This is a genomic window from Blautia coccoides, from assembly GCF_034355335.1.
Classification (GTDB): Bacteria; Bacillota; Clostridia; order Lachnospirales; family Lachnospiraceae; genus Blautia; species Blautia producta.
In genome coordinates this window covers 3,684,497-3,706,507 of the sequence record NZ_CP136422.1, presented here as the reverse complement: position 1 = coordinate 3,706,507, position 22,011 = coordinate 3,684,497, and the positions used below count along the sequence as shown (strand labels likewise).

The 22,011-nt window shown below is 47.8% G+C and carries 19 protein-coding genes; 17 read left to right on the top strand and 2 right to left on the bottom strand.

The features are described 5' to 3' along the window. Nucleotides 1-30: 30 nt before the first annotated feature. Both pgeF and BLCOC_RS16640 read left to right on the top strand, forming a co-directional pair. On the top strand, nucleotides 31-912 hold the full coding sequence (gene pgeF / locus BLCOC_RS16645; RefSeq protein WP_115622814.1) for a peptidoglycan editing factor PgeF: 882 nt from the start codon (nucleotides 31-33) through the stop codon (nucleotides 910-912). Between the two features lie 129 nt (nucleotides 913-1,041). Then, a complete protein-coding gene (locus BLCOC_RS16640; protein ID WP_029468697.1) occupies nucleotides 1,042-2,274 on the top strand; it encodes a PcsB-like coiled-coil domain-containing protein in 1,233 nt (410 codons plus the stop codon). A 136-nt stretch (nucleotides 2,275-2,410) separates the two neighbouring features. Here the strand turns inward: BLCOC_RS16640 and BLCOC_RS16635 are convergent, their stop codons facing one another. Beyond that, complete coding sequence (locus BLCOC_RS16635; protein ID WP_029468698.1) at nucleotides 2,411-3,577, bottom strand: ribose-phosphate pyrophosphokinase; 1,167 nt, start codon at nucleotides 3,575-3,577, stop codon at nucleotides 2,411-2,413. Between the two features lie 158 nt (nucleotides 3,578-3,735). Between BLCOC_RS16635 and BLCOC_RS16630 the strand changes: the two genes are divergently transcribed. From BLCOC_RS16630 to BLCOC_RS16600, 7 genes are all read left to right on the top strand, one after another. Then, the gene (locus BLCOC_RS16630) at nucleotides 3,736-5,118 is read left to right on the top strand and encodes a DUF512 domain-containing protein (RefSeq protein WP_115622813.1); all 1,383 of its coding nucleotides are present in this window, start codon (nucleotides 3,736-3,738) and stop codon (nucleotides 5,116-5,118) included. Next, on the top strand, nucleotides 5,081-6,406 hold the full coding sequence (der, locus tag BLCOC_RS16625; RefSeq protein ID WP_029468700.1) for a ribosome biogenesis GTPase Der: 1,326 nt from the start codon (nucleotides 5,081-5,083) through the stop codon (nucleotides 6,404-6,406). The genes BLCOC_RS16630 and der overlap by 38 nt, the downstream gene beginning before the upstream one ends. A gap of 8 nt (nucleotides 6,407-6,414) precedes the next feature. Beyond that, nucleotides 6,415-7,056, top strand: coding sequence for a glycerol-3-phosphate 1-O-acyltransferase PlsY (plsY, locus tag BLCOC_RS16620; protein ID WP_018597537.1), 642 nt, complete (start codon nucleotides 6,415-6,417; stop codon nucleotides 7,054-7,056). Between the two features lie 22 nt (nucleotides 7,057-7,078). After that, nucleotides 7,079-8,089: an NAD(P)H-dependent glycerol-3-phosphate dehydrogenase gene (locus BLCOC_RS16615; RefSeq protein WP_029468701.1), complete on the top strand. Its 1,011-nt coding sequence runs from the start codon at nucleotides 7,079-7,081 to the stop codon at nucleotides 8,087-8,089. 170 nt (nucleotides 8,090-8,259) lie between these two features. Further along, nucleotides 8,260-9,018 (top strand): ABC transporter ATP-binding protein, encoded by a 759-nt coding sequence (locus BLCOC_RS16610; RefSeq protein ID WP_272868252.1) that lies wholly within the window; start codon nucleotides 8,260-8,262, stop codon nucleotides 9,016-9,018. After that, nucleotides 9,002-10,699 carry an efflux RND transporter periplasmic adaptor subunit gene (locus BLCOC_RS16605; RefSeq protein ID WP_165907297.1) on the top strand — a complete coding sequence of 566 codons (1,698 nt, stop codon included), beginning with the start codon at nucleotides 9,002-9,004 and terminating at the stop codon, nucleotides 10,697-10,699. Before BLCOC_RS16610 ends, BLCOC_RS16605 begins: the two co-directional genes overlap by 17 nt. 3 nt (nucleotides 10,700-10,702) lie before the next feature. After that, a complete protein-coding gene (locus tag BLCOC_RS16600) occupies nucleotides 10,703-11,929 on the top strand; it encodes an ABC transporter permease (protein WP_029468704.1) in 1,227 nt (408 codons plus the stop codon). A 100-nt stretch (nucleotides 11,930-12,029) separates the two neighbouring features. On the opposite strand, the gene BLCOC_RS16595 is transcribed toward BLCOC_RS16600, so the two are convergent. After that, on the bottom strand, nucleotides 12,030-12,866 hold the full coding sequence (locus BLCOC_RS16595) for an aldo/keto reductase (RefSeq protein ID WP_115622811.1): 837 nt from the start codon (nucleotides 12,864-12,866) through the stop codon (nucleotides 12,030-12,032). A gap of 167 nt (nucleotides 12,867-13,033) precedes the next feature. On the opposite strand from BLCOC_RS16595, the gene BLCOC_RS16590 reads away from it, so the two are divergent. From BLCOC_RS16590 to BLCOC_RS16555, 8 genes are all read left to right on the top strand, one after another. Continuing rightward, nucleotides 13,034-14,179, top strand: a complete 1,146-nt coding sequence (locus BLCOC_RS16590) for an exonuclease SbcCD subunit D (RefSeq protein WP_165907296.1) — start codon at nucleotides 13,034-13,036, stop codon at nucleotides 14,177-14,179. Then, nucleotides 14,176-16,782: an AAA family ATPase gene (locus tag BLCOC_RS16585; protein WP_115622809.1), complete on the top strand. Its 2,607-nt coding sequence runs from the start codon at nucleotides 14,176-14,178 to the stop codon at nucleotides 16,780-16,782. The genes BLCOC_RS16590 and BLCOC_RS16585 overlap by 4 nt, the downstream gene beginning before the upstream one ends. A gap of 125 nt (nucleotides 16,783-16,907) precedes the next feature. Further along, entirely contained in the window at nucleotides 16,908-17,249 is a 342-nt protein-coding gene (locus tag BLCOC_RS16580; RefSeq protein ID WP_018597545.1) for a DUF8180 domain-containing protein, read from the top strand. A gap of 3 nt (nucleotides 17,250-17,252) precedes the next feature. Further along, nucleotides 17,253-17,435: a CooT family nickel-binding protein gene (locus tag BLCOC_RS16575; RefSeq protein WP_018597546.1), complete on the top strand. Its 183-nt coding sequence runs from the start codon at nucleotides 17,253-17,255 to the stop codon at nucleotides 17,433-17,435. A gap of 95 nt (nucleotides 17,436-17,530) precedes the next feature. Beyond that, nucleotides 17,531-18,448: a methylenetetrahydrofolate reductase gene (locus tag BLCOC_RS16570; RefSeq protein WP_029468708.1), complete on the top strand. Its 918-nt coding sequence runs from the start codon at nucleotides 17,531-17,533 to the stop codon at nucleotides 18,446-18,448. Between the two features lie 37 nt (nucleotides 18,449-18,485). Next, nucleotides 18,486-19,256 (top strand): ATP-binding protein, encoded by a 771-nt coding sequence (locus BLCOC_RS16565; RefSeq protein WP_029468709.1) that lies wholly within the window; start codon nucleotides 18,486-18,488, stop codon nucleotides 19,254-19,256. Nucleotides 19,257-19,316: 60 nt separating this feature from the next. Further along, entirely contained in the window at nucleotides 19,317-21,209 is a 1,893-nt protein-coding gene (gene cooS / locus BLCOC_RS16560; RefSeq protein ID WP_029468710.1) for an anaerobic carbon-monoxide dehydrogenase catalytic subunit, read from the top strand. Between the two features lie 24 nt (nucleotides 21,210-21,233). After that, complete coding sequence (locus BLCOC_RS16555; protein ID WP_018597550.1) at nucleotides 21,234-22,001, top strand: ATP-binding protein; 768 nt, start codon at nucleotides 21,234-21,236, stop codon at nucleotides 21,999-22,001. The last annotated feature ends 10 nt before the right edge of the window (nucleotides 22,002-22,011 follow it).

The following is a 22,011-nucleotide window of genomic DNA, read 5'->3' as shown; positions in this document are numbered from 1 at the left end:
CATATATATTAAAGAAGGGAGAGAGGGGAAATGAAAACGGATACAGGCGAAAATATAGAGATCAAATGGAAGACCGGTACAAAAAGCCGCATGAATGTCCGCGAAGCCAGCGGTGTCCCTTACCTGACGTACCCGGTTTTTGAACAGATCCCAGGTATCATACACGGATTTTCCACCAGACTTGGCGGAGTGAGCCGGGGGGACTGCATGTCCATGAATCTGAGCTTTTCCAGAGGTGATCTTGAGGAGAATGTGAGGGAAAACTACAGAAGGTTTGCCGGGGCTGTGGGCTTTTTTCCGGAACAGATCGTCTGTTCTGACCAGACACATACCACAAACGTGCGTGTAGTCACTGAGACTGACCGTGGAAAAGGAATTGTAGTCCCAAGGGATTATACAGACGTTGACGGACTTGTGACCGATGTGCCGGGCCTGGTGCTGGCCACATTTTATGCGGACTGCGTTCCCTTATATTTTGTGGACCCTGAAAAGCGGGTCATCGGCCTGTCTCATTCCGGTTGGAAAGGAACTGTGGGCAGGATAGGAAAGGTTACTGTAGAGACAATGCAGAGGGAATACGGATGCAGACCAAAGGATATTCTGGCGGCCATAGGGCCTTCTATCTGCCAGGAATGCTATGAGGTCAGCGAGGACGTGGCAGAACAGTTTATGAGGGCATTTCCGGCTTCAGAGCATGGGAAAATCCTGAAAGAGAAAGGCCATGGCAAGTATCTTCTGGATCTCTGGGCAGCCAATGCACTGATATTTGCGGAGGCAGGCATCCTTGCTGAGCATATTTCATATCCGGGAATCTGTACCTGCTGTAATCCTCAGTTTTTGTTCTCCCACAGGGCCAGTAAGGGAAAAAGGGGAAACCTGGGAGCTTTCCTCGGATTACGCGAATTCAATTGACTTAATGCATAAAATTCATGGTAGTTTTTTTGTGAATATTACATAGTTGTTACAAAAAATGTAAAAAAGCTTTGCATTTAGTAATCGATGTGTTATAATTAGGCTCGTAATAAAAAAGGAGCTTAGAATATGAGAAATAAAAAATGTACAAGCTTATTTTTGACATTCCTGATTGCAAGTCTTACCATAACTCCGGTATACGCTTCTGCAACGCAGAAAAAGATCACAGAAGCGGAACAGCAGAAAACTGAGACACAGAGTAATTTGAACGCCTCACAGGATAAGATCAGCTCTCTGGAAGCCAAAAAAGGTGATCTGGAGGCATATCTTACGGAGTTAAACCAGCAGCTTACGGACCTGAGTAAGAACCTCTCAGATTTACAGGAAAAGTCAGATGCTAAGCAGGCAGAGTTACAACAGATCGAAGAGGAACTGAATGATGCCAAGGCCCGCAGGGAAGAGCAGTATGAGAGCATGAAGCTTCGTATTCAGTACATGTATGAGAACGGCAATGATTCATACATGACTATGCTGACAGAGGCAAAGGACTTTACTGATTTTCTGAACAAGGCAGAGAACATTATGCAGCTCACAAAGTACGACCGGAAGATGCTGGATCTCTACAAAGAGACGCAGCAGGAGATTGAAGAAAAAGAAGCCGGTGTTAAAAAAGAGCAGGAAGCGCTTGAAGAACTGAAGCAGGAAAGTATGGACAAGCAGGTGGAGGTTTCCGACCTGGTGAGAAATACAACCAAGCAGATCGATACATATAGTTCACAGATTGACAGTGAGCAGAGCGCGGCAAAGGAGCTGCTTGAGAAAGTTAATTCTCAGGAAGCCGTGATCGACAGTTTGATGAAACAGCAGAAGGATGAAGAAGCGGCAGCAGCGCTGGCAGCGCAGAAAGCCCAGGAGGAAGCAGCAAGAAAGGCAGAGCAGGAAGCCGCAGCACAGCAGGCGGCCGCACAGCAGAGTGCCTCACAGGAATCCTCCCAGAGCTATGATGAAGTACAGGAAGAGACTTCCTCCAATACAGAGGGGTCACAGGAAAGTACAGAGCAGGAAAATACCTCCTCAGATAATTCCCAGGGTTCCTATCTGGGCAGATTCAGGCTGACCGGGTATTGCAACTGTGCCCTCTGCCATGGACAGGGATACACAGCCAGCGGTACGGTTCCCCAGGCGGGAAGAACCGTGGCTATGAACGGTATTCCCTTTGGAACAAAGCTTCTGATCAACGGAAGCGTCTATGTGGTAGAAGACAGAGGTGTACCTTACGGTAATGTAGATATCTATCATGACACACATGACCAGGCACTTTCATTTGGTGTGGGATATGCAGACGTATATCGGCTGAATTAAAAGAATACCTCCGTACAGGCGTTTTGATGCGTTGTGTGCGGAGGATTTTTTGTTACAGATAAAAATAGCTGTGCAAAACCCTTTGGCGGATTTTGCACAGCTTTTTCTTTCTCAAAAGAGGAAGCGGAATACGGATTTAAGAAAAACGATTCAGAAGCTTATTGATCTTCTTAGTTGTTGAGCGTACCTTTTCTACGGAAAGGTCATGATTCAGGATGTCCATGATACTCGCCAGATATTTGCTCATATCTGCTTCCAGATAATACGGACGGTTCAAAAGGTCAGGATTCCTGTAGTTCAGGTTCGTGGTGATGACCCGGTAGATATACTCTTTTTCATAGTATTCATCAAATTTTTCCAGACCGTCAGTAAAGAGTCCGAAAGTGGTGCAGACAATGACGCGTCTGGCCTTACGGTCCTTTAACTGTTTCGCCACATCCAGCATACTTTCCCCTGAGGAGATCATGTCATCTATGACGATCACGTCTTTTCCTTCCACGGAATCCCCTAAGAATTCATGGGCAACAATGGGATTTTTGCCGTTTATGATGGTGGAGTAGTCGCGGCGTTTGTAGAACATTCCCATATCTACACCCAGAATATTGGAAAAATATACAGCGCGCTGCATAGCGCCTTCATCCGGGCTGATGATCATCAGGTGTTCATTGTCGATTCTGAAGTCCTCAATGGATGCGCACAGTGTCTTTAAGAACTGATAAGTGGGCATAAAATTGTCAAACCCGGAAAGAGGGATGGAATTCTGTACCCGGGGATCATGGGCGTCAAAGGTGATGATATTGGACACACCCATCTGCACCAGTTCCTGCAGAGCCAGAGCACAGTCCAGAGATTCTCTTTTGCTTCTCTTGTGCTGGCGGCTTTCGTAGAGAAAAGGCATGATAACATTGATCCTATGTGCTTTTCCGGTAGCAGTGGCAATGATCCTTTTCAAATCCTGGTAGTGGTCATCCGGGGACATGTGGTTCACATGTCCGCTGACTTTATAGGTCAGGCTGTGATTGCATACATCCACCATGATAAAGAGGTCCGTGCCGCGCACGGATTCATTGATGATGCCCTTCGCTTCACCTGAGCCGAAGCGCGGGCAATTGCAGTCAAGTAAAAAAGTATCTGCTGTATAACCGCGGAAATTAAGTCCGGACTGATTGTGAGAATCTAATTCCTTTCTGAATTGTACCAGATGGGAATCCACCTGCTGGGCCAGCTCGTTGCAGCTGTCCAGGGCTGCTATTTTAATAGGAGCCACCGGAATGGACTTCTCCAGTAAACTGATATTGACCATAATGACCTCCGTTAGAGTTTTTTTGACATATAATTACACATTAAGTTATAACATCTGAAAGTGAGCAGCGTCAAGGAAATTATTGCTTTTTTTATGCTTTATTGGTATGATAATAAATAGCGGGCATAAAAAGACCCGTTTAGAAATGAGGAGAAATTGTGAAAAAATGCAGACATATCATCCGGGAAGTGGAAGCCGGGAGTATTGCCGAGGAGCTGGAGCTGGCTGCAGGGGATGAGCTTCTGTCTGTCAATGGACAGGAGATCGAGGATGTCTTTGACTACCACTATTTGGTGAATGATGAGTATATAGAGGTTCTTGTACGAAAAGCAAATGGAGAGGAATGGGAGCTGGAGGTTGAAAAGGATTACCAGGAGGACCTGGGGATCGTATTTGAGAACAGTCTCATGGATGAATACCGTTCCTGCAGCAATAAGTGCGTTTTTTGTTTCGTTGACCAGATGCCTCCGGGTATGAGGGAAACCCTCTATTTTAAAGATGATGATTCCCGTCTTTCTTTTCTTCAGGGGAATTATGTGACACTTACCAATATGAGTGACCATGATATTGACAGGATCATTCATTATCATCTGGAGCCTATCAATATTTCATTCCACACTACCAATCCGGAGCTTCGCTGCAGAATGCTGCACAACCGTTTTGCCGGGGATATATTTTCAAAGGTGCAGAGACTGTACGAGGCAGGAATCGAGATGAACGGCCAGATCGTGCTCTGCAAAGGGCTGAATGACGGCAGAGAGCTTGAGAGGAGTATTGAGGAGCTGGCAAAATACCTGCCCCATTTGAAAAGTGTTTCTGTAGTACCTGTGGGACTTAGTAAGTACAGGGACGGATTGTATCCTTTGGAGTCATTTGGAAAAGAAGATGCCGAAAATGTGATTTCCATGATTGAAACATGGCAGAAACGGTTATATGAAGAATATGGCTTACATTTTATCCATGCAAGTGATGAGTGGTATCTGACGGCAGAACAGGAGCTGCCCCCTGAGGAGAGTTATGACGGCTACCTGCAGCTTGAAAATGGCGTGGGAATGCTGCGGCTGCTGGAGGGTGAAGTGCAGGAGGCCATGGCCCGGCTTTTGGGAGATGGAAGGAAGCTGGAGGTATCTTTTGCCACCGGTTGTCTGGCGTATCCGTTCATCCGCAGATATGCGGACTGGATCGAAGGACTCTATCCCAATGTGAAGATCCATGGATATTGTGTGGAAAATCATTTCTTCGGAGAGAAGATCACAGTGTCCGGACTTTTGACCGGACAGGATATTATGGCACAGCTCCATGGGAAACCGCTTGGAGAATACCTGCTTCTGCCCTGTAATCTTTTGAGGAGCGGAGAGAATGTATTTCTTGATGATGTAACCGTAGAGCAGGTGGAAGAACAGTTAAATACTCCCGTCAAAATCGTGGAAGAGGACGGCGCCTCCCTGGTGTCAGCTTTTCTGGAAAAAGAGGCGGGAAAAGCACATAGAAGGAGACAGATGTATGAGCAAACCGATAGTAGCAATTGTTGGACGACCTAATGTGGGAAAGTCCACACTTTTTAACGCCCTGGCAGGAGAGAAGATCTCTATTGTAAAGGATACGCCGGGTGTGACCAGGGACCGTATTTATGCGGATGTGAGCTGGCTGGATAAATCCTTTACCCTAATCGATACCGGTGGTATTGAGCCGGACAGCAGGGACATTATCCTGTCACAGATGCGGGAACAGGCACAGATTGCCATAGATACCGCGGATGTGATCATTTTTATCACCGATGTGCGCCAGGGTCTTGTGGATTCAGATGCCAAGGTGGCAGACATGCTCAGAAGAAGCGGCAAACCTGTTGTCCTGGTGGTTAATAAGGTGGACAATTTTGACAAGTTTATCATGGATACCTATGAGTTTTACAATCTGGGGATCGGAGAGCCGGTACCGGTTTCTGCTACTGGAAAGCTGGGCATTGGCGATATGCTTGAAAAAGTGGTGGAATATTTTGATGAAGACGCGGACGACGTCGAGGAGGAAGAAATCCCTAAAATCGCAGTGGTGGGGAAACCCAACGTGGGAAAATCTTCTTTGATCAATAAGCTGATCGGGGAATCCCGTGTCATTGTATCTGATATTGCAGGAACAACCAGAGATGCCATTGATACAAAGGTGGAGTGGAAGGATAAGGAATACATTTTTATCGACACGGCAGGACTGAGAAGAAAAAGTAAGATCAAAGAGGAGCTGGAGCGATACAGCATCATCCGTACAGTGACGGCTGTGGAGCGGGCGGATGTGGTGGTCATGATGATCGATGCCACAGAGGGCGTGACAGAGCAGGATGCGAAGATCGCGGGAATTGCCCATGAGAGAGGCAAGGGTGTCATCATTGCAGTGAATAAATGGGATGCCATTGAGAAAAATGACAAGACGATCTACAAGTTTACAAATAAAGTGAGAGATGTCTTATCCTACATGCCGTATGCGGAGATCATTTTTATTTCCGCGGAGACAGGGCAAAGAATACCGAAGCTTTTTGAGACCATTGATATGGTGTTGGAGAATCAGACGCTCAGAGTACAGACAGGTGTGCTCAATGAAATCATGACAGAGGCCGTTGCCATGCAGCAGCCGCCTTCTGACAAGGGAAAACGCCTGAAACTGTTTTATATTACCCAGGTGGCGGTCAAGCCGCCCACATTTGTTATTTTTGTCAATGACAAGGAACTGATGCATTTCTCCTACACCAGATATCTGGAGAATAAGATCAGGGATACCTTTGGATTTAAGGGAACTTCCCTGAAATTCATTGTCAGGGAACGCAAAGAAAAGGAGTAGGATGACAAATGCTGGTACGAATTGTAAGTCTGCTGATTGGTTATGCGTTTGGTCTGTTCCAGACCTCTTATATTTACGGCAGAAAAAACGGAATTGATATCCGGGAACACGGAAGCGGAAATGCGGGGACCACAAATGCGCTCCGCACGCTGGGCAAGAAGGCAGGGGCTGTTACCCTTCTGGGTGACTGCCTGAAATGCGCCCTGGCGATCCTGGCAGTCTATCTGCTCTTCGGCAAAAGCCATCCGCAGCTGGTAAGGCTGCTGGAGCTGTATGCCGGTGCTGGATGTATACTGGGTCATAACTTCCCTTTCTATCTGCATTTTAAAGGAGGAAAAGGGATCGCAGCCTCTGTAGGTCTGGTGGCAGCTTTTGACTGGCGTCTTTTTTTGATCTGTGCCGTGGTATTTTTTACAGCTTTTTTCCTGAGTCACTACGTGTCTCTGGGATCTCTGCTGGGATATTTCTTTTTTGCGGTAGGCGTGATCGTCTCAGGGCAGATAGGCAGATATGATGTAGACCCGGGCGTTTTGCACGAGATGTACATACTGGCACTGTTTCTGATGGCATTGGCCTTCTGGCGGCACAGGCAGAACATTGTGCGTTTGATCCGCGGCAATGAAAATAAAATTTATCTGGGGAAACATTAAACAGTTTTGATGGAGGGATAGCATGGCAAAAGTAAGTGTGATTGGTGCAGGAAGCTGGGGAACCGCCCTGGCTATGCTGCTTTGCGGCAATGGACATGACACGGTTTTGTGGTCCCACAGGGAGGAACAGGCAGAAGAGCTTCGCAGGACAAGGGAACATAAGGCGAAACTGCCGGGTGTCAGACTGCCGGAGGGTATCACGATCACCAGCAGTCTGGAGGAGGCCCTGGAGGGAAAAGATGTGATCGTCCTGGCAGTGCCTTCCGTGGCGGTCCGCTCTACTGCCAGGAAGATGAACCCCTATATCCGTTATGGCCAGCTCATTGTAAATGTGGCAAAGGGAATCGAGGAGCATACGCTCACAACGCTAACGGATATGATAGAGGAAGAGATACCGAATTCCCAGGCATGCGTTCTCTCGGGACCAAGCCATGCGGAAGAAGTCAGTAGGAATCTGCCTACTACCTGTGTGGTGGGGGCAAAAAGAAAAGAAACTGCGGAATATCTGCAGAATATTTTTATGAGTCCTTCGTTCCGTGTGTATATTAGTCCCGATATGCTGGGAATTGAATTGGGCGGCGCTCTGAAAAACGTTATTGCCCTGGCAGCAGGAACAGCGGACGGACTTGGATACGGGGATAATACAAAAGCGGCACTGATTACCCGTGGTATGGCAGAAATCGCAAGACTGGGAATTGCCATGGGAGCAAGTCCTGATACTTTTTACGGACTTTCTGGAATCGGCGATCTGATCGTTACCTGTGCCAGTGTCCACAGCCGTAACCGAAAAGCGGGATTCCTCATGGGACAGGGACGTACCATGCAGGAGGCTATGGATGAGGTAAATATGGTGGTGGAGGGTGTTTTCTCTGCAAAGGCCGGAAGAGAACTGGCAGAAAAATACCAAGTGGAGATGCCCATCATTGAACAGGTGAACCGGGTGCTCTTTGAGGGGAAAAGTCCGGCGGAGGCAGTTTCGGACCTGATGGTAAGAGATAAGAAAATTGAATCCTGGGACGGCAGTTGGAAATGAGGGCGTGGTATGCCCTCATTTCTTTTCTAAAGAATTCTTTAGATAACGTTTAGAAAAGTTTTCGGATTTCCAAATTGACAACTTAAGAATTGTGATGTATTGTTGTACTAATGATGTAGTACAATGATAAAAATTGCACTGCATCGGAAGATGCAGGGGAGGATGTGTGTATGGAAAATAATACAGAAGTGAAAAGAGAAAATACAGTGCAGAATCTGATACAGCTCTCCGGAATCTGCAAAATATACAATCCGGGTGAGAATGAAGTGCGGGCGCTGGACCATGTGGATCTGCAGATCGACGAGGGAGAATTTGTTGCGATCATTGGGCAGTCCGGTTCAGGGAAATCCACACTTATGAATATGCTGGGATGCCTGGATGTGCCCACAGAGGGATCGTACTGTCTGCACGGGCAGGATGTTTCCCACCTGAAAGATAATCAGCTTTCAGAGATCCGCAACAGAGAGATTGGATTTATCTTTCAGGGTTTTAATCTGATAGCAAATCTGAATGCCCTGGAGAATGTTGAACTTCCTCTGATCTACAGAGGACTTGGCAGACAGGAGAGAAGACAGCTTTCCCGGGAAGCCCTGAAAATGGTAGGTCTGGAGCACCGTATGGACCACAAGCCTTCTGAGATGTCCGGCGGGCAGCAGCAGAGGGTTGCCATAGCAAGGGCCATAGCAGCCAGACCCCCCGTGATCCTGGCAGATGAGCCTACGGGTAATCTGGACTCTGCATCCAGCAAAGAGATACTGCAGATTCTCAGGGGGCTTCACAATGAGGGCAGGACAGTGATCCTGATCACCCACGATGACGGCATTGCGGAACAGGCACGCCGTATTATCCGCATTATGGACGGAAAAATCGAATCAGACAGATTAAATGACCAATACGAGGAAGGAGCACATCATGTTGAGAAAGAATAAGGAGAATCTTCCCGACACTGTGAATACAGGAAAGAAAAAGAAAAAAGTGCCGCTGATCATCGGCGGTGTTGTGGTTGCTATTATTGTTGTGAGCTTTGCAGCGTCAAAATTGACCCCAAAGGCTCTGCCCCAGGTACCCGTAAGTGCTGTGACGAAAGAGGATCTGACGGCAAATGTGGATACCAGCGGTACTGTGGAGAGTCTCAAGACCAAGACGTACTTCTCCCCTGTGAACGCTACCATATCCCAGTACCCCTTCAAGGTAGGAGAAGTGGTAAAGCCCGGGGATTCCCTGGTTGCATTTGATGTATCCACGCTGGAGCAGGATAACCAGAAGGCACAGCTGAATGTAAGCGCTACGGTTAACGGCGCAAAGGACAGTGTGGCAAAAGCAGCAGAGACACAGCAGAAAGCCAATGAAGCTGCCGGTAAAGTTCCCACACTTCAGGCTAATGTGGACAGCTACCAGGATTATGTGGCATCATTAAAGACAGCCATTGCGGACAGGACAAGGGAATTGTCGGAATGGGCAAAACAGGAATCTACAGATGCCAGCGTGGCGCTGACTCAGGCGCAGGCAGATTTGACTAAACTGCAGCAGGACTTAGAGAGCCAGAAAGCAAAGCAGCAGCAGTTAAATGCTCAGGCAGAGGAACTGAAGGCCGCGATTGCAGAGGCTGAGAAAAATAATCAGGATACCGCTGAGTTAGAGAGACAATTAAAGGATTTAAATGCTCAGGCAGAAAATATGAATCCTGCCATTGATGACCTGACCTCACAGGTGAATGACAAGAGCGATGAAGTGACGCAGCTTCAGATCAACCAGATAGAGAGCCAGTCTGCCTCAGACCCCACAAACGACGCACAGATCGTAGCGTGGCAGAATGAGTTGGACAGTGCCACTACAGAACTTTCAGATATGCAGTCAGAGCTTGCGGAGCAGAAAAGTCTGGCAAAAAGTGCGGACGGCGTACAGGTAACGGATGCGGCCAAAGCGCAGATGCAGGCTACCAATAATATAGCGGAACTGGAAGCGGCATCCTTAGAAGAACTGCTTGAAAAAGGAAAACAGGGACTTCAGGCAGAGTTTTCCGGGATCATATCCAAGGCGGATGTATCACAAGGCTCTGCGGCCTCACAGGGTATGGAACTGATCACTGTTGCCAGCAATGAAGAGGTGGCTGTCAATGTAACCGTGTCCAAATATGATTATGACAAGCTGAAAGAAGGACAGAAGGCAGCCGTCACCATAGCGGATCATACATACAAGGGAACTGTCTCACGCATCAGCAAGATGGCTACCACCAATGAAAAAGGCGCACCGGTGATCTGGGCAGAGGTTAAGATCGACAACCCGGATGACAATATCTTCCTGGGTGTGGAGGCAAAGGTTTCTATTGAGACAGGCAGCGCAAAAGGTGTTGTGAGTGTACCGGCCAATGCAGTGAATACAGGCAAAGACAGCACTTTTTGTTATGTGGTCAGGGATGGTGTGATTGCAAGACAGGATGTGGAGACTGGAATTTCTTCCTCCGAGTATACAGAGATCAAAAGCGGTCTGAAGCTTGGCGATTCCGTGATCTCTGAGCTTCCGGATGGATTTACGGAGGGCATGAAGGTGGATGAGAAGGCTGAAGGCAGCACGTCCGGCGCGCAGACTGCAGATGCGGTAAAGGAGTAGCCTATGGCACAGTTAGCAGAATACTTGAAGATGGCCCTGCAGAACATCAGGGCAAACAAAGGCCGCTCCCTTCTGACCATGCTGGGAATTATCATAGGTATTTCATCTGTCATCACCATTATGTCTGTGGGCTCCGGATTTCAGGGCGAGATGAACAGGCAGCTTAATTCCATTGCAGGTGGGCAGATATGTATTTATTCTAATGATGAGGGAAGCAAAAGAGAAGAATACATGAATGCGGAGGATTTTGCCGCCATTGAACAGAAGATTCCGGGAGTGACAGGAACTTCCCCGGTATTTTCAGATACAGGAACCACCCAGTCCGGAAAAGGACAGTTTGATTTGGCTGTAACGGGCGGAGGTACGGCACAGCAGGAGATTTCCAAGTGGAAAGTTGTAAGCGGCCGTTATTTTAATCAGAGTGATATTGATACAGGAAATAAAGTTTGTGTTATCACGAAAAAAGACGCGGTTTCCCTTTTTGGCACAGACGATGTTCTGGGAATGAATCTGGAATTCAGCCTTTACCAGAATACGGTTGATTTTACCATCATCGGAATCGTGGAGCAGGAGAATCTGGGAAATATGGTCTCCATGGATTATGGCGACACAAAAAGGATTTCTGCAGACATCCCTTATACGGCTATGGAAAATTTCGGTTATGACACTTCTGATACCAGCTATCTGTACATTACAACAGACGGAAGTGTGGATACAGGTAAAGTGGCTAACGAAGCGATCGCGCTTTTGAACCAGCGCCACTACAGTCAGGGAAAGTCATACTTTGACGTGCAGGATTTCAATGACCAGATGCAGCAGATTGATTCCATGCTGAATATGATCACGGGATTCATCGCTTTAGTGGCAGGGATATCTCTGCTGGTAGGTGGAATTGGCGTTATGAACATTATGCTTGTGTCCGTGACAGAGAGAACAAGGGAGATAGGCATCAGAAAATCCCTGGGAGCCAGAACCTCCTCTGTCATGGTCCAGTTCCTTGCGGAATCGGCTATTATTGCCTGTATCGGCGGTGTGATCGGTATCCTGATCGGTGTGCTGCTGGCCTATGCGGTCTGCTCCATACCTGCGCTGGGATTTGCGCCCGGGATCAAGGTGTCTACCATTCTGGTGGCCACACTGTTTTCCTCCGGAATCGGCATCCTGTTCGGCGTATACCCTGCCCGAAAAGCGGCTATGCTGAGTCCCATTGAAGCACTTAGGAGAAATTAAATAATATCAGAGATGAGAATAAAAAGTACCGCATAGAGTAAAATACTCCTGCGGTACTTTTTATGTGGGAAAATTCCATTATGTACAATGTATCGGGATATCAGTCCTTATAGTAGGGAATCATATCCTCAGGAATGCCTGCGGTGCGTTGATGGGCATCCATAGCAGTTATGGCTTCCATCTCTTCCGTGGTCAGTGAGAAATCGAAGATTCCTGCATTTTCCTGTATGCGTTCCTTGTGTACGGACTTGGGAATGACAGATATCCCCTGCTGGACTGCCCATCTGAGTCCTATCTGAGCAGTGGTTTTCTGGTACTTTCTTCCGATCTCCAACAGTAGCTGGCTGTGCAGATAAGCACCCCGGGCAAGAGGCGCATAGGCCTGTACTGCAATTTTATTGTCTCTGCAGTAGGACAGCAGCTCCGGCTGATTGAACAGCGGATGGAATTCAACCTGGTTGACAGCGGGAACTACATCGGAAATCTTTTTCAGTATTTCCAGGTCGTGAATATGAAAATTAGACACGCCGATGGATTTTACACGGCCTTGGGATTGAAGCTTTTCCAGAGCTTTCCAGGTGTCTGCATAACATCCCGGTACAGGCCAGTGGATCAGATATAAATCCACATAATCAAGTCCCAGGCGTTCCAGGCTTCTGTTGAAGCTGTCCTCCACATCGCCGATCCTCTGTGCGGTATTCCATATTTTCGTGGTAACGAATAATTCATCTCTTGGTATGGTAAGTGCCTTGATCCCGCGTCCGACACCGTCTTCATTTTTGTAAACAGAAGCGGTATCAATGAGACGATAGCCGGCATCTGCAGCATCAGCGATCGCCTGTTCCACTTCGTTTTCACCGACGGCTTTGTAGACTCCCAGACCCAAAAGCGGCATCTGACGGCCATCGTTCAGCATGATTTTTTCGTTGAAAGACATAACAGCCCCTCCTTTAAATATTACCTTAAACACTTAGACAGTTTACCATAGAAATGTGAAATATTTACTCCGAATTTATTAACTTTTTAATAAATCCGTGCTACTATTATAAGAAGTGCAAGCTAAAATGCAACGAAATGCCAAAATATGGCAATGGAGGACAAAGAATGAAATTTTTTCATATGGCGGACCTGCATCTGGGGAGAAAGCTTTTAGGAGAGCCGCTGTGGAAAGAACAGCAATATATACTCAGTCAGGTTTTGAACATGGCGGATGAAGAAAAGCCTGAGGCTCTTCTTCTGTGCGGGGATATTTATGATAAGTCCATACCCTCTTCAGAGGCTGTGGGGCTGCTGGACTGGTTTTTGGAAGAATTGTCCGCCCGTGGGATACAGGTGTTTATGATCAGCGGCAATCACGACGGGGCACAGAGGCTCCAGTTTGCCGGAGGGATACTGAAAAAAGAGGGGATACACATTGCAGGTACTTTTAAGGGGCGCGCAGAGCACACGGTACTGTCTGACAGATTCGGGCCGGTACATATCTGGATGCTCCCTTTTCTGCGTCCGGGCATGCTGCGTCCTTTTACAGAGGAAGTTCCGGAAAATTATCATGAGGCCGTGAAAACCGCGCTGCAGAGTGTAGAGCTGGATGAAAGTGAGAGGAATTTGCTGCTGGCGCATCAGTTTGTGACTGCCGGCGGGGAAGGTCCGGATATTTCTGATTCGGAACAGCTCTCCCTTGGGGGGATTGACCAGGTGGATGTCTCTGCTTTTAAAGGGTTTGATTATGTGGCCCTCGGACATATCCACAGGCCGCAGAAAATCGGTGATGTAAAGATACGGTATGCAGGATCTCCCCTGAAATATTCTTTTTCCGAATGCAGTCATACAAAGTCCGTGACAGTGGCAGAGCTGAAGGAGAAGGGCAGCCTGTCCATAAGGAAGCTTCCCCTTACAGCCAAAACCGAAATGGCTGTTTTAAAAGATACCATGGAGGAACTGGTCTCAGATAAATACGGGAAATACAGAGAAGGGTATTATCTCTCTGTTGTGGTGACTGACGAGGAGAGTCTGGAACACCCCATGGAGCGTCTGAGAAAAATATTTCCCGGCATGTTGGAATTTGCCGTCGAAAACCGCCGGAGCAGATCAGGAGGGATCTCAGGCAGTGCAGAGCTTCAGTGTCTGAAAAGAACACCGCTGGATCTGTTTGGGGAATTTTATGAAAAGCAGAATGGAAGTCCCATGTCAGAGACGGAACAAGAGCTGTTGAAAAATGTGATAGAAACCATGGAAGGGGTGGAAACATGAGACCGGTAGAACTGGAGATGGAAGCCTTTGGCCCCTATGCTGACAAAACCTGCATTTCTTTTGAAAACTGTGAAAAGGCAGGCTTGTTTCTGATCTGCGGGGATACGGGATCCGGAAAAACCACCATTTTCGACGGCATTGCCTTTGCCTTGTATGATGCGGCAAGCACGGAGGTGAGAAAACCGGAGAACCTCCACAGCGATTATGTGGAGGAGAAATCCATGAGCAAAGTGCGCCTGCTTTTTTCACACAAAGGGGAGCGGTATCAGGTCACCAGAACATTTAACCTGAACAGAAAGCATGAGGCGCTTCTGGAGTGCCCGGATAAAAGTGTGCTGACGGGAAGGAAAGCAGTGAACCAGAGGCTGCAGGACATTCTGGGACTTGATTACCGCCAGTTTAAACAGGTTTCCATGATCGCCCAAGGGGAATTCATGAACCTTCTGCTTGCAAAAAGTGATATGCGCAGCGAGATATTCAGGAAAGTTTTTGACACGGAATTCTACAAACTGATTTCCGACCGTCTCAAAAGCATGAGCATTCGGGAGCGGGAGGAAGAAAAGCTAAGGGAGGAGCGCCGCAGACAGGTTCTGGAGTCCTGGGATTCCCTGCACCCTGACTGTTCCCTGGCGGACAGGGAAAAGGAAGAGATTTTTGAGGTGCTGGACAGCCGGGTCCGTTCGCTGCAGGAGAATGAGAGGAGCGGCAGAAAGGAAGAACTGCGCCTGGAAAAAGAAAAGGACAGGGCTTTAAAAAATCTGGAGCGCATCCAGAAGGACAATGAAGAACTGAAAACCCTCAATGCCCTGAGACAGGAGCTGGAAGGGACGAAAGTGCGGGCCGGTGAAATCAGGGAGATGGAGAGAAGACTGTCAGAAGGAAAGAGGGCAAATGCCTATATAAAGCCTTTGGCAGAGGACTGTGCGCTGAAAAAGAAAATACTGGCTGATGAGGAAATCCACGTAAGGGAGATAAAAATCCAGGATAAGGAGCTGGAGCAGGAGAAAAAGACTCTGGCTACCCAGATGGCCGCGGCGGAAAGGGAAGTTAAGCTTGGCGCGGAGATACAGAGACTGACAGAGCAGCTTCTGGTCTATGAAAAATGGCAGAAGGATGCAGAGGTCCTTTTGGAGCTGGAGGCGCAGAGGGAAGAGCTGCTTAAGAGGGCAGAGGACCAGATCACTGTGCAGACGCAGCAGGGAATTGCCTATGAAACTTACAGAGAGGAATTTTTCAGAAGTCAGGCAGGCCTGCTCGCCAGGAATCTGGTGGATGGAAAACCTTGCCCCGTATGCGGCTCCACGGTACATCCCGAGAAGGCGTCCTGTGCAAAAAAAGAGCTGAGCGAATCTGTGCTGAAAGAGCTGGAGGATCTGAAGGAAAAAACTTCCGCAGAACTGCAGAGGACTATGACGGTCCTGGCGGAAAATAAGAAAGAATGGCAGACCAGAATGGAACATCTGCGCAGGGAGGAAGGGCTTGCAGGCAAAAAAAACGGAGATGCTGTGCGTAAGAAAGCAGCTTCGCTGATCCGAGAAACCGGCATGCGGCTGGAGAAGAAGAGGGCAAAAAGCTGCCCGGGTCTTCCGGCATTGGAGATTGTCAGAAAAAGGACAGATGAAAATGCGCAGCGCCGGGCAGCCGCCGCCAGAGAGATCCAAATCTGCGAGAAACACGTGGCAGAGATGACAAAAGAGAGGAAAGAGGCGGAAGAGAAGCTGCTCCTGGAAGTGAAACGGCAGAAATTTAAGAGCAGGGCAAAGGCCATGGAAGCGTGTCTGGAACAAGAAGAGATGGAACGGATGGAAAAAGAGACACAGGCCTATGAGGATCATGTGAGAGATCTGCAGATAAGGATCAGGAGTCTGGCGCCTGCCCTGCGCGGAAAGAAGCTATGCTCTGAGGAGGGTGTGAGGGAACAGATGCAGCGCGCGGAACATCAGTTGAAAACTGTGCGCATGCAGCTTCGGGAAGATTACAGTGCCCTGGAAAGGGCAAAAGAAGTTCGCAGACAGCTTCAGGCATTGTTTGAGGACAGCAGCAGGACAGAGAAGATTCGTCTGTCTCTTCAGAATCTTTCCGACACAGCCTGCGGAAATCTGAAGGGAAAGCCGAAAATATCCCTTGAGCGCTACGTGCAGTCCGCTTACTTCCGCATGATCACAAAGGAGGCAAACAGGCGGCTGGAGCATATGTCCTCCGGCAGATATGAGCTGCTTGTCCGGGAGGAAAAAGAAAATCTCCAGTCCAGATCCGGACTGGATCTGGATGTCTATGATTATCATACCGGAAAGGTGAGGAGTATCCGTTCCCTTTCGGGAGGAGAGAGTTTTCAGGCGGCCCTGAGTCTGGCGCTGGGGGTTTCCGGAGTTATCGGACAGTTCGCGGGCGGAATCCGGGTAGAAACGGTTTTCATTGACGAGGGCTTCGGCAGTCTGGATGAGCAGTCTCTGGAGACTGCTGTGGAGACCTTATCCGCTCTTTCCAGAGAGGATTGTCTGGTGGGGATCATTTCTCATGTTCCGGAGCTGAAAGAGCGCATAGAATGCCGGATCGAAGTGGAAAAAAACAGAGGCGGAAGCTCTGTGTTTTTCACCTCTTGAACCTCTAAAAAAACATAAGAATAACTTGATAAAACAACCGAAAGCATGTATAATGAATTTATTGATAAATTATTGTCATTTACTGCGCCCAAAGCGGGAAAAAGCAGTAGGGAAAGGATGGAAAAATGCATTTAATCAACGACGAAAATGGCAACATGGTTCCTCACGGACATGACCATGAGCATGACCATGTTCACAGCCACGAACACAGCCACGGCTGCAGCAGCTGTTCAGAAGGCGAATGTGGCGGAAATTGTACAGAGGAAGTGGTAGCGCTTTTGAACTATATGCTTTCCCACAATGAGCATCATGCACAGGAGCTTGACCAGATGGCAGATAATCTGTCAAAGCTTGGAATGGAAGATGCGGCCAAGACTATCAAGGAAGGCGTTGCTGATTTCCAGAAAGGAAATATGCGTCTGGGCCTGGCACTGACACTGGTAAAAGAACATTTGAAGGAGGCGTAGGCTATGTGTCTTGCAACTGTACAGAGAAGCGATGACAACACTGTCATCTGCAAAAATGTAAGCAGAATTGACGTAGATGGCGAAAAGGTTATCTTACGTGACATTATGGGCGAGGAGAGAACTATTATTGGCAGAATTCTGATGGTAGACCTTGCTAACAGCCTTGTTAAGCTGGACTGCCAGTAATGCAGCAGAAAAGTATGGAGGACTTTCTGTTGTGCCAACAAACGATTTTAGGGCTTAGGCCTTAAAAATAAATAAACAAAGCGGAGGTAGTAACTATGAAATTATCTGAAGCAATGAAGAACAAAATGCTCCTTTCTTTTGAGCTGTTCCCACCGAAGACAGACAAGGGTATGGAAAATCTTCCGGGAACCATCGAGCATCTTTGTAAGTACCAGCCGGAGTACATTTCCTGTACATACGGTGCGGGCGGAACTAATGTGGGCAAGAACATGGATGTGTGTAAAATGATTCAGGATGCAGGAACGATCCCGGTGACACATTTTACATGTATCGGTAATACCGCAGAAGGAATCAAGGAACAGCTTCAGAATTACCTGGACAACGGCGTAGATCATATGCTGGCACTTCGCGGTGACCTTCCATTCGGATGGACAGGAACCGGCGGAGATTTTGCTTATGCTACTGATCTTGTGGCTTATGTCCGCAAAGAATTCGGCGATAAAATTGAAATTGCTGTAGCGGGTTCTCCGGAAGGTCATATCGCATGCCGCAGCCTTGAGTCTGATATCGCTGTCCTGAAACAGAAACAGGATAACGGCGCTGACTACATCATGACTCAGCTTTGCTGGGATATGGAACAGTTCAAACGCTGGATGGATGCTATCCGTACTGCAGGCATCACAATGCCGGTCGATGTGGGTATCATGCCGATCCTGGATCAGGCTGCTACGATCAATATGGCGCTGTCACGCAACGGCTGTGTAATGCCGCGTAAGCTTTGCGAGATCATCTCCAAAAACTGGATCTTCCCAAATCCGTTCGACAAAGATCCATTCGACGCTGCTGTTGATGAAAAGAAAGCAGCATTCAAAGAGGCAGGTATCGAATACACTATCAGACAGATTGATGAATACCGCGCACTGGGCGTTAACGGCATCCATCTGTATGCTCTGAACAAATGGAAAGACGTATCTGAGATCATTGACAGATGCGGTCTTCGCACACTTGTTTAAAACGTATTAAAATCATATTTTAGGAGGTGCCCTTTTCATGGCACATGTAATTGCAATTGCCGGCAAAGGCGGCGTGGGCAAGACGACCCTGACAGGACTTATCATCCAGTATCTGGCTGAAAAAGGCAGGGGACCGATTCTTGCAGTAGATGCAGACGCGAATTCAAACTTAAATGAAGTTCTCGGCATGGAGCTTGAGGCGACTCTGGGTGATATCCGTGAGGAAGTGGCTCGTGCAGAGATGTCAAAAGAAAATCCTATTCCGGCTGGAATGACAAAAGCCGATTATATGGAATTCAAGTTTGATGATGCGTTGATTGAAAATGATGATTATGACCTGCTTGTCATGGGACGTACCCAGGGAAAAGGTTGCTACTGCTTCGTGAATGGACTTCTGCAGGCTCAGCTTGCAAAGCTGCAAAAAAATTATCCATATATCATCGTGGACAATGAAGCCGGTATGGAGCATATCAGCAGAGGCGTTCTTCCGAACATGCAGACAGCGATTCTGGTCAGTGACTGTTCCAGAAGAGGTGTTCAGGCGGTTGGCAGGATCGCGGAACTGATAAAAGAGTGTGACATGCACCCGAAGCAGGTTGGTCTGATCATCAACCGGGCACCGGGCGGGGTACTCAATGCGGGCACAAAAGAGGAGATAGAGAAACAGGGCCTCACCCTTTTGGGAATCGTACCGCAGGATGAAACTGTATATGACTTCGACTGCGACGGTACACCGATCGTGAAGCTTCCGGAAGATTCACCGGTGAGAACAGCGATCCGGGATATCGTAGACAGGCTGGAGTTATAAAACCGGGGAAGCGGACCCGGATAAAAAAGCAAAAAGAGGCGAAAAACAAGGAGGATATTCATGAGTGAATTCAAATTAACCACAGTAGAAGAATTTGAAGCTGCTACTGCACGTCTCCTGGAAACAGGTGCAAAAGTCGGCGCTGACGCTTGGCAGTTCCGCGTAAAAAATCAGACACCCCATTGTAAATTTGGCGAAGAAGGCGTTTGCTGCCGTATCTGTACAATGGGACCATGCCGTATTACAAAAAAAGCTCCGAGAGGAATCTGCGGATGTGATGTACATGGTATTGTAGGACGTAACTACCTGAAATTTACAGCAGGCGGATCTGCAACACACTCTGACCATGGCCGTGAAATCTGCCATACCTTATATGAATCAGCAGCTGATGGCTGTTATAAGGTAAAAGATCCGGATAAATTGATCCGTATCGCAAAAGAGTGGGGAATCGAGACCGAAGGAAAAGACATCTATGATCTGGCACATGAAGTTGCTGAGACAGGTCTGATGGAATATGGTAAACCTTTCGGAACTCAGAGATTCTTAAAGAGAGCACCGGAATCACAGCAGGAACTGTGGGAAAAGAATGAACTTGCACCAAGAGCAATTGACCGCGAGGTTTCCTGTTCCTTACATATGAGCCATATGGGATGTTCTTCCAAACCGGAAGCGCTGGTAAAACAGGCTATCCGTGCAGGCTTAAGTGATGGATGGGGCGGTTCCATGATGGGAACAGAGTTCTCTGACGTACTGTTCGGAACTCCGAAGCCGATCGAGACAGAAGCAAACTTGGGCGTTATGGTTGAGGATAATGTCAATATCGTTGTTCATGGACATGATCCGAGTCTTTCAGAGATGATCTGTGAATTCGCAGATGATCCGGAAATGATCGCATATGCAAAAGAGCAGGGTGCAAAAGGCATTACTGTATCTGGTGTATGCTGTACTTCAAATGAAGTTGCAATGCGCCGTGGTATTCCTATGGCCGGTAACTTCCTGCAGCAGGAAAACGTTGTTCTGACAGGTGCATGTGAAGCTATCGTTGTAGACGTACAGTGTATCTTCCCGGCACTTGGTCCTTTAAGCAAATGTTTCCACACAAAATTCATCACAACTTCTCCGATTGCTCAGATGCCGGATTCTGAATTTATCAGATTCGATGCACATACAGCAGGCGAGAAGGCAAAACTGATCGTTAGAACAGCTATCGAGAACTTTAAAAACAGAAAACCGGAACTGGTACATATTCCGCAGATGAAACAGAAAGCAACTGTAGGATATTCCACAGAAGCGATCGTAAAAGTTCTGGACGGTGTTACCAACTCACAGGTAGATGAGCTGGGAACCACAAAACCGTTATTAGAGTGTATCACCTCTGGTGTTCTCCGCGGTGCTGTTGCAATGGTTGGATGTAATAACCCGAGAGTTCGTCCTGACTTAGCTCATATTGAACTTATGAAAAAACTGGTTGCCAACGATATCATCATCATCGCATCCGGATGTTCTGCACAGGCAGCTGCAAAAGCTGGTCTGATGGACAAGAGAGCCAAGGATGTATGCGGCGCCGGCCTTAAGAGAGTTTGTGAACTGGCTGACATTCCGCCGGTACTGCACATGGGATCCTGTGTTGATATCAGCCGTATGCTGGTTCTTGCAGCTACCCTGGCAAAAGACGCAGGTCTGCATATCTCCCAGCTTCCGGTTGTTGGCTGTGCTCCTGAATGGATGTCTGAAAAAGCAGTTTCTATCGGTAACTATGTAATCGGTTCCGGTCTTGATACCTTCTTAGGTGTTGACCCATATGCCTGCGGTTCCAGCGAAATGGTTGAAATCCTGACCAACGGAACAAGAGAATGGGTAGAGGCTGCGTTTACAGTTGAAAAAGATATTGAAAAATTAGGCGATGCTATGATCGCAAGAATCGAAGAGAAGAGAGCTGCTCTTGGAATCTAATCTTTATCAGGAAAGGTGAATGACATGAAAATTGCAGTGACAGGAAAAGGCGGCGTTGGAAAGACTACTTTTGCTGCGACGCTGGCGCGCTTATATGCGGATGAGGGAAGAAAGGTGCTTGCCGCGGATGTGGACCCGGATGCGAATCTGGGACTGGCACTTGGGTTTGATGATGAAACCCTGGATTCTATTATTCCTATTACAAAGATGCGGAAGCTGGTGGAAGAACGTACCGGGGCCAATGAGGAAAATCAGTTCTACCGGATCAATCCCAAGGTAGATGATATCCCGGATACATATTCCAAAGAAGTAAACGGAGTCAAGCTGCTTGTGCTTGGTACTGTGGAAACCGGCGGCGGCGGTTGTGTATGCCCCGAACACGTCATGCTTCGCAGAATCATCAACAATTTGGTGCTTCACAGGGATGATGTGGTGATCATGGATATGGAGGCTGGATTGGAGCACCTCGGCCGGGGTACGACAGAATCCATGGACCAGTTTATCGTGGTCATTGAACCGGGTGCCAGAAGCGTACAGACCTATAAGAATGTAAAAAGGCTGGCAAAGGACCTGGGCGTAAAACAGGTTCGTGTTGTGGCTAATAAGGTTCGGAATGAAGAGGATGAAGCTTTTGTAAAGGCACATATACCGCAGGAGGATCTGCTGGGATTCATTCACTATAATACCGAAGTGATGGATGCGGACCGTCAGGGCAAGTCTCCATACGACTTCAGCAATACTGTAAAAGAGGAAATTACAAACATTAAAAACATAATCGATCAGGGATTATGAGAAGGTCAGG

What these genes read in the sequence shown, in the direction of transcription:
- pgeF (WP_115622814.1), top strand. Translation starts at nt 31, where the DNA reads ATGAAAACGGATACAGGCGAAAATATAGAGATCAAATGGAAGACCGGT.
- BLCOC_RS16640 (WP_029468697.1), top strand. Translation starts at nt 1,042, where the DNA reads ATGAGAAATAAAAAATGTACAAGCTTATTTTTGACATTCCTGATTGCA.
- BLCOC_RS16635 (WP_029468698.1), bottom strand. Translation starts at nt 3,577, where the DNA reads ATGGTCAATATCAGTTTACTGGAGAAGTCCATTCCGGTGGCTCCTATT.
- der (WP_029468700.1), top strand. Translation starts at nt 5,081, where the DNA reads ATGAGCAAACCGATAGTAGCAATTGTTGGACGACCTAATGTGGGAAAG.
- plsY (WP_018597537.1), top strand. Translation starts at nt 6,415, where the DNA reads ATGCTGGTACGAATTGTAAGTCTGCTGATTGGTTATGCGTTTGGTCTG.
- BLCOC_RS16615 (WP_029468701.1), top strand. Translation starts at nt 7,079, where the DNA reads ATGGCAAAAGTAAGTGTGATTGGTGCAGGAAGCTGGGGAACCGCCCTG.
- BLCOC_RS16610 (WP_272868252.1), top strand. Translation starts at nt 8,260, where the DNA reads ATGGAAAATAATACAGAAGTGAAAAGAGAAAATACAGTGCAGAATCTG.
- BLCOC_RS16605 (WP_165907297.1), top strand. Translation starts at nt 9,002, where the DNA reads ATGTTGAGAAAGAATAAGGAGAATCTTCCCGACACTGTGAATACAGGA.
- BLCOC_RS16600 (WP_029468704.1), top strand. Translation starts at nt 10,703, where the DNA reads ATGGCACAGTTAGCAGAATACTTGAAGATGGCCCTGCAGAACATCAGG.
- BLCOC_RS16595 (WP_115622811.1), bottom strand. Translation starts at nt 12,866, where the DNA reads ATGTCTTTCAACGAAAAAATCATGCTGAACGATGGCCGTCAGATGCCG.
- BLCOC_RS16590 (WP_165907296.1), top strand. Translation starts at nt 13,034, where the DNA reads ATGAAATTTTTTCATATGGCGGACCTGCATCTGGGGAGAAAGCTTTTA.
- BLCOC_RS16585 (WP_115622809.1), top strand. Translation starts at nt 14,176, where the DNA reads ATGAGACCGGTAGAACTGGAGATGGAAGCCTTTGGCCCCTATGCTGAC.
- BLCOC_RS16580 (WP_018597545.1), top strand. Translation starts at nt 16,908, where the DNA reads ATGCATTTAATCAACGACGAAAATGGCAACATGGTTCCTCACGGACAT.
- BLCOC_RS16575 (WP_018597546.1), top strand. Translation starts at nt 17,253, where the DNA reads ATGTGTCTTGCAACTGTACAGAGAAGCGATGACAACACTGTCATCTGC.
- BLCOC_RS16570 (WP_029468708.1), top strand. Translation starts at nt 17,531, where the DNA reads ATGAAATTATCTGAAGCAATGAAGAACAAAATGCTCCTTTCTTTTGAG.
- BLCOC_RS16565 (WP_029468709.1), top strand. Translation starts at nt 18,486, where the DNA reads ATGGCACATGTAATTGCAATTGCCGGCAAAGGCGGCGTGGGCAAGACG.
- cooS (WP_029468710.1), top strand. Translation starts at nt 19,317, where the DNA reads ATGAGTGAATTCAAATTAACCACAGTAGAAGAATTTGAAGCTGCTACT.
- BLCOC_RS16555 (WP_018597550.1), top strand. Translation starts at nt 21,234, where the DNA reads ATGAAAATTGCAGTGACAGGAAAAGGCGGCGTTGGAAAGACTACTTTT.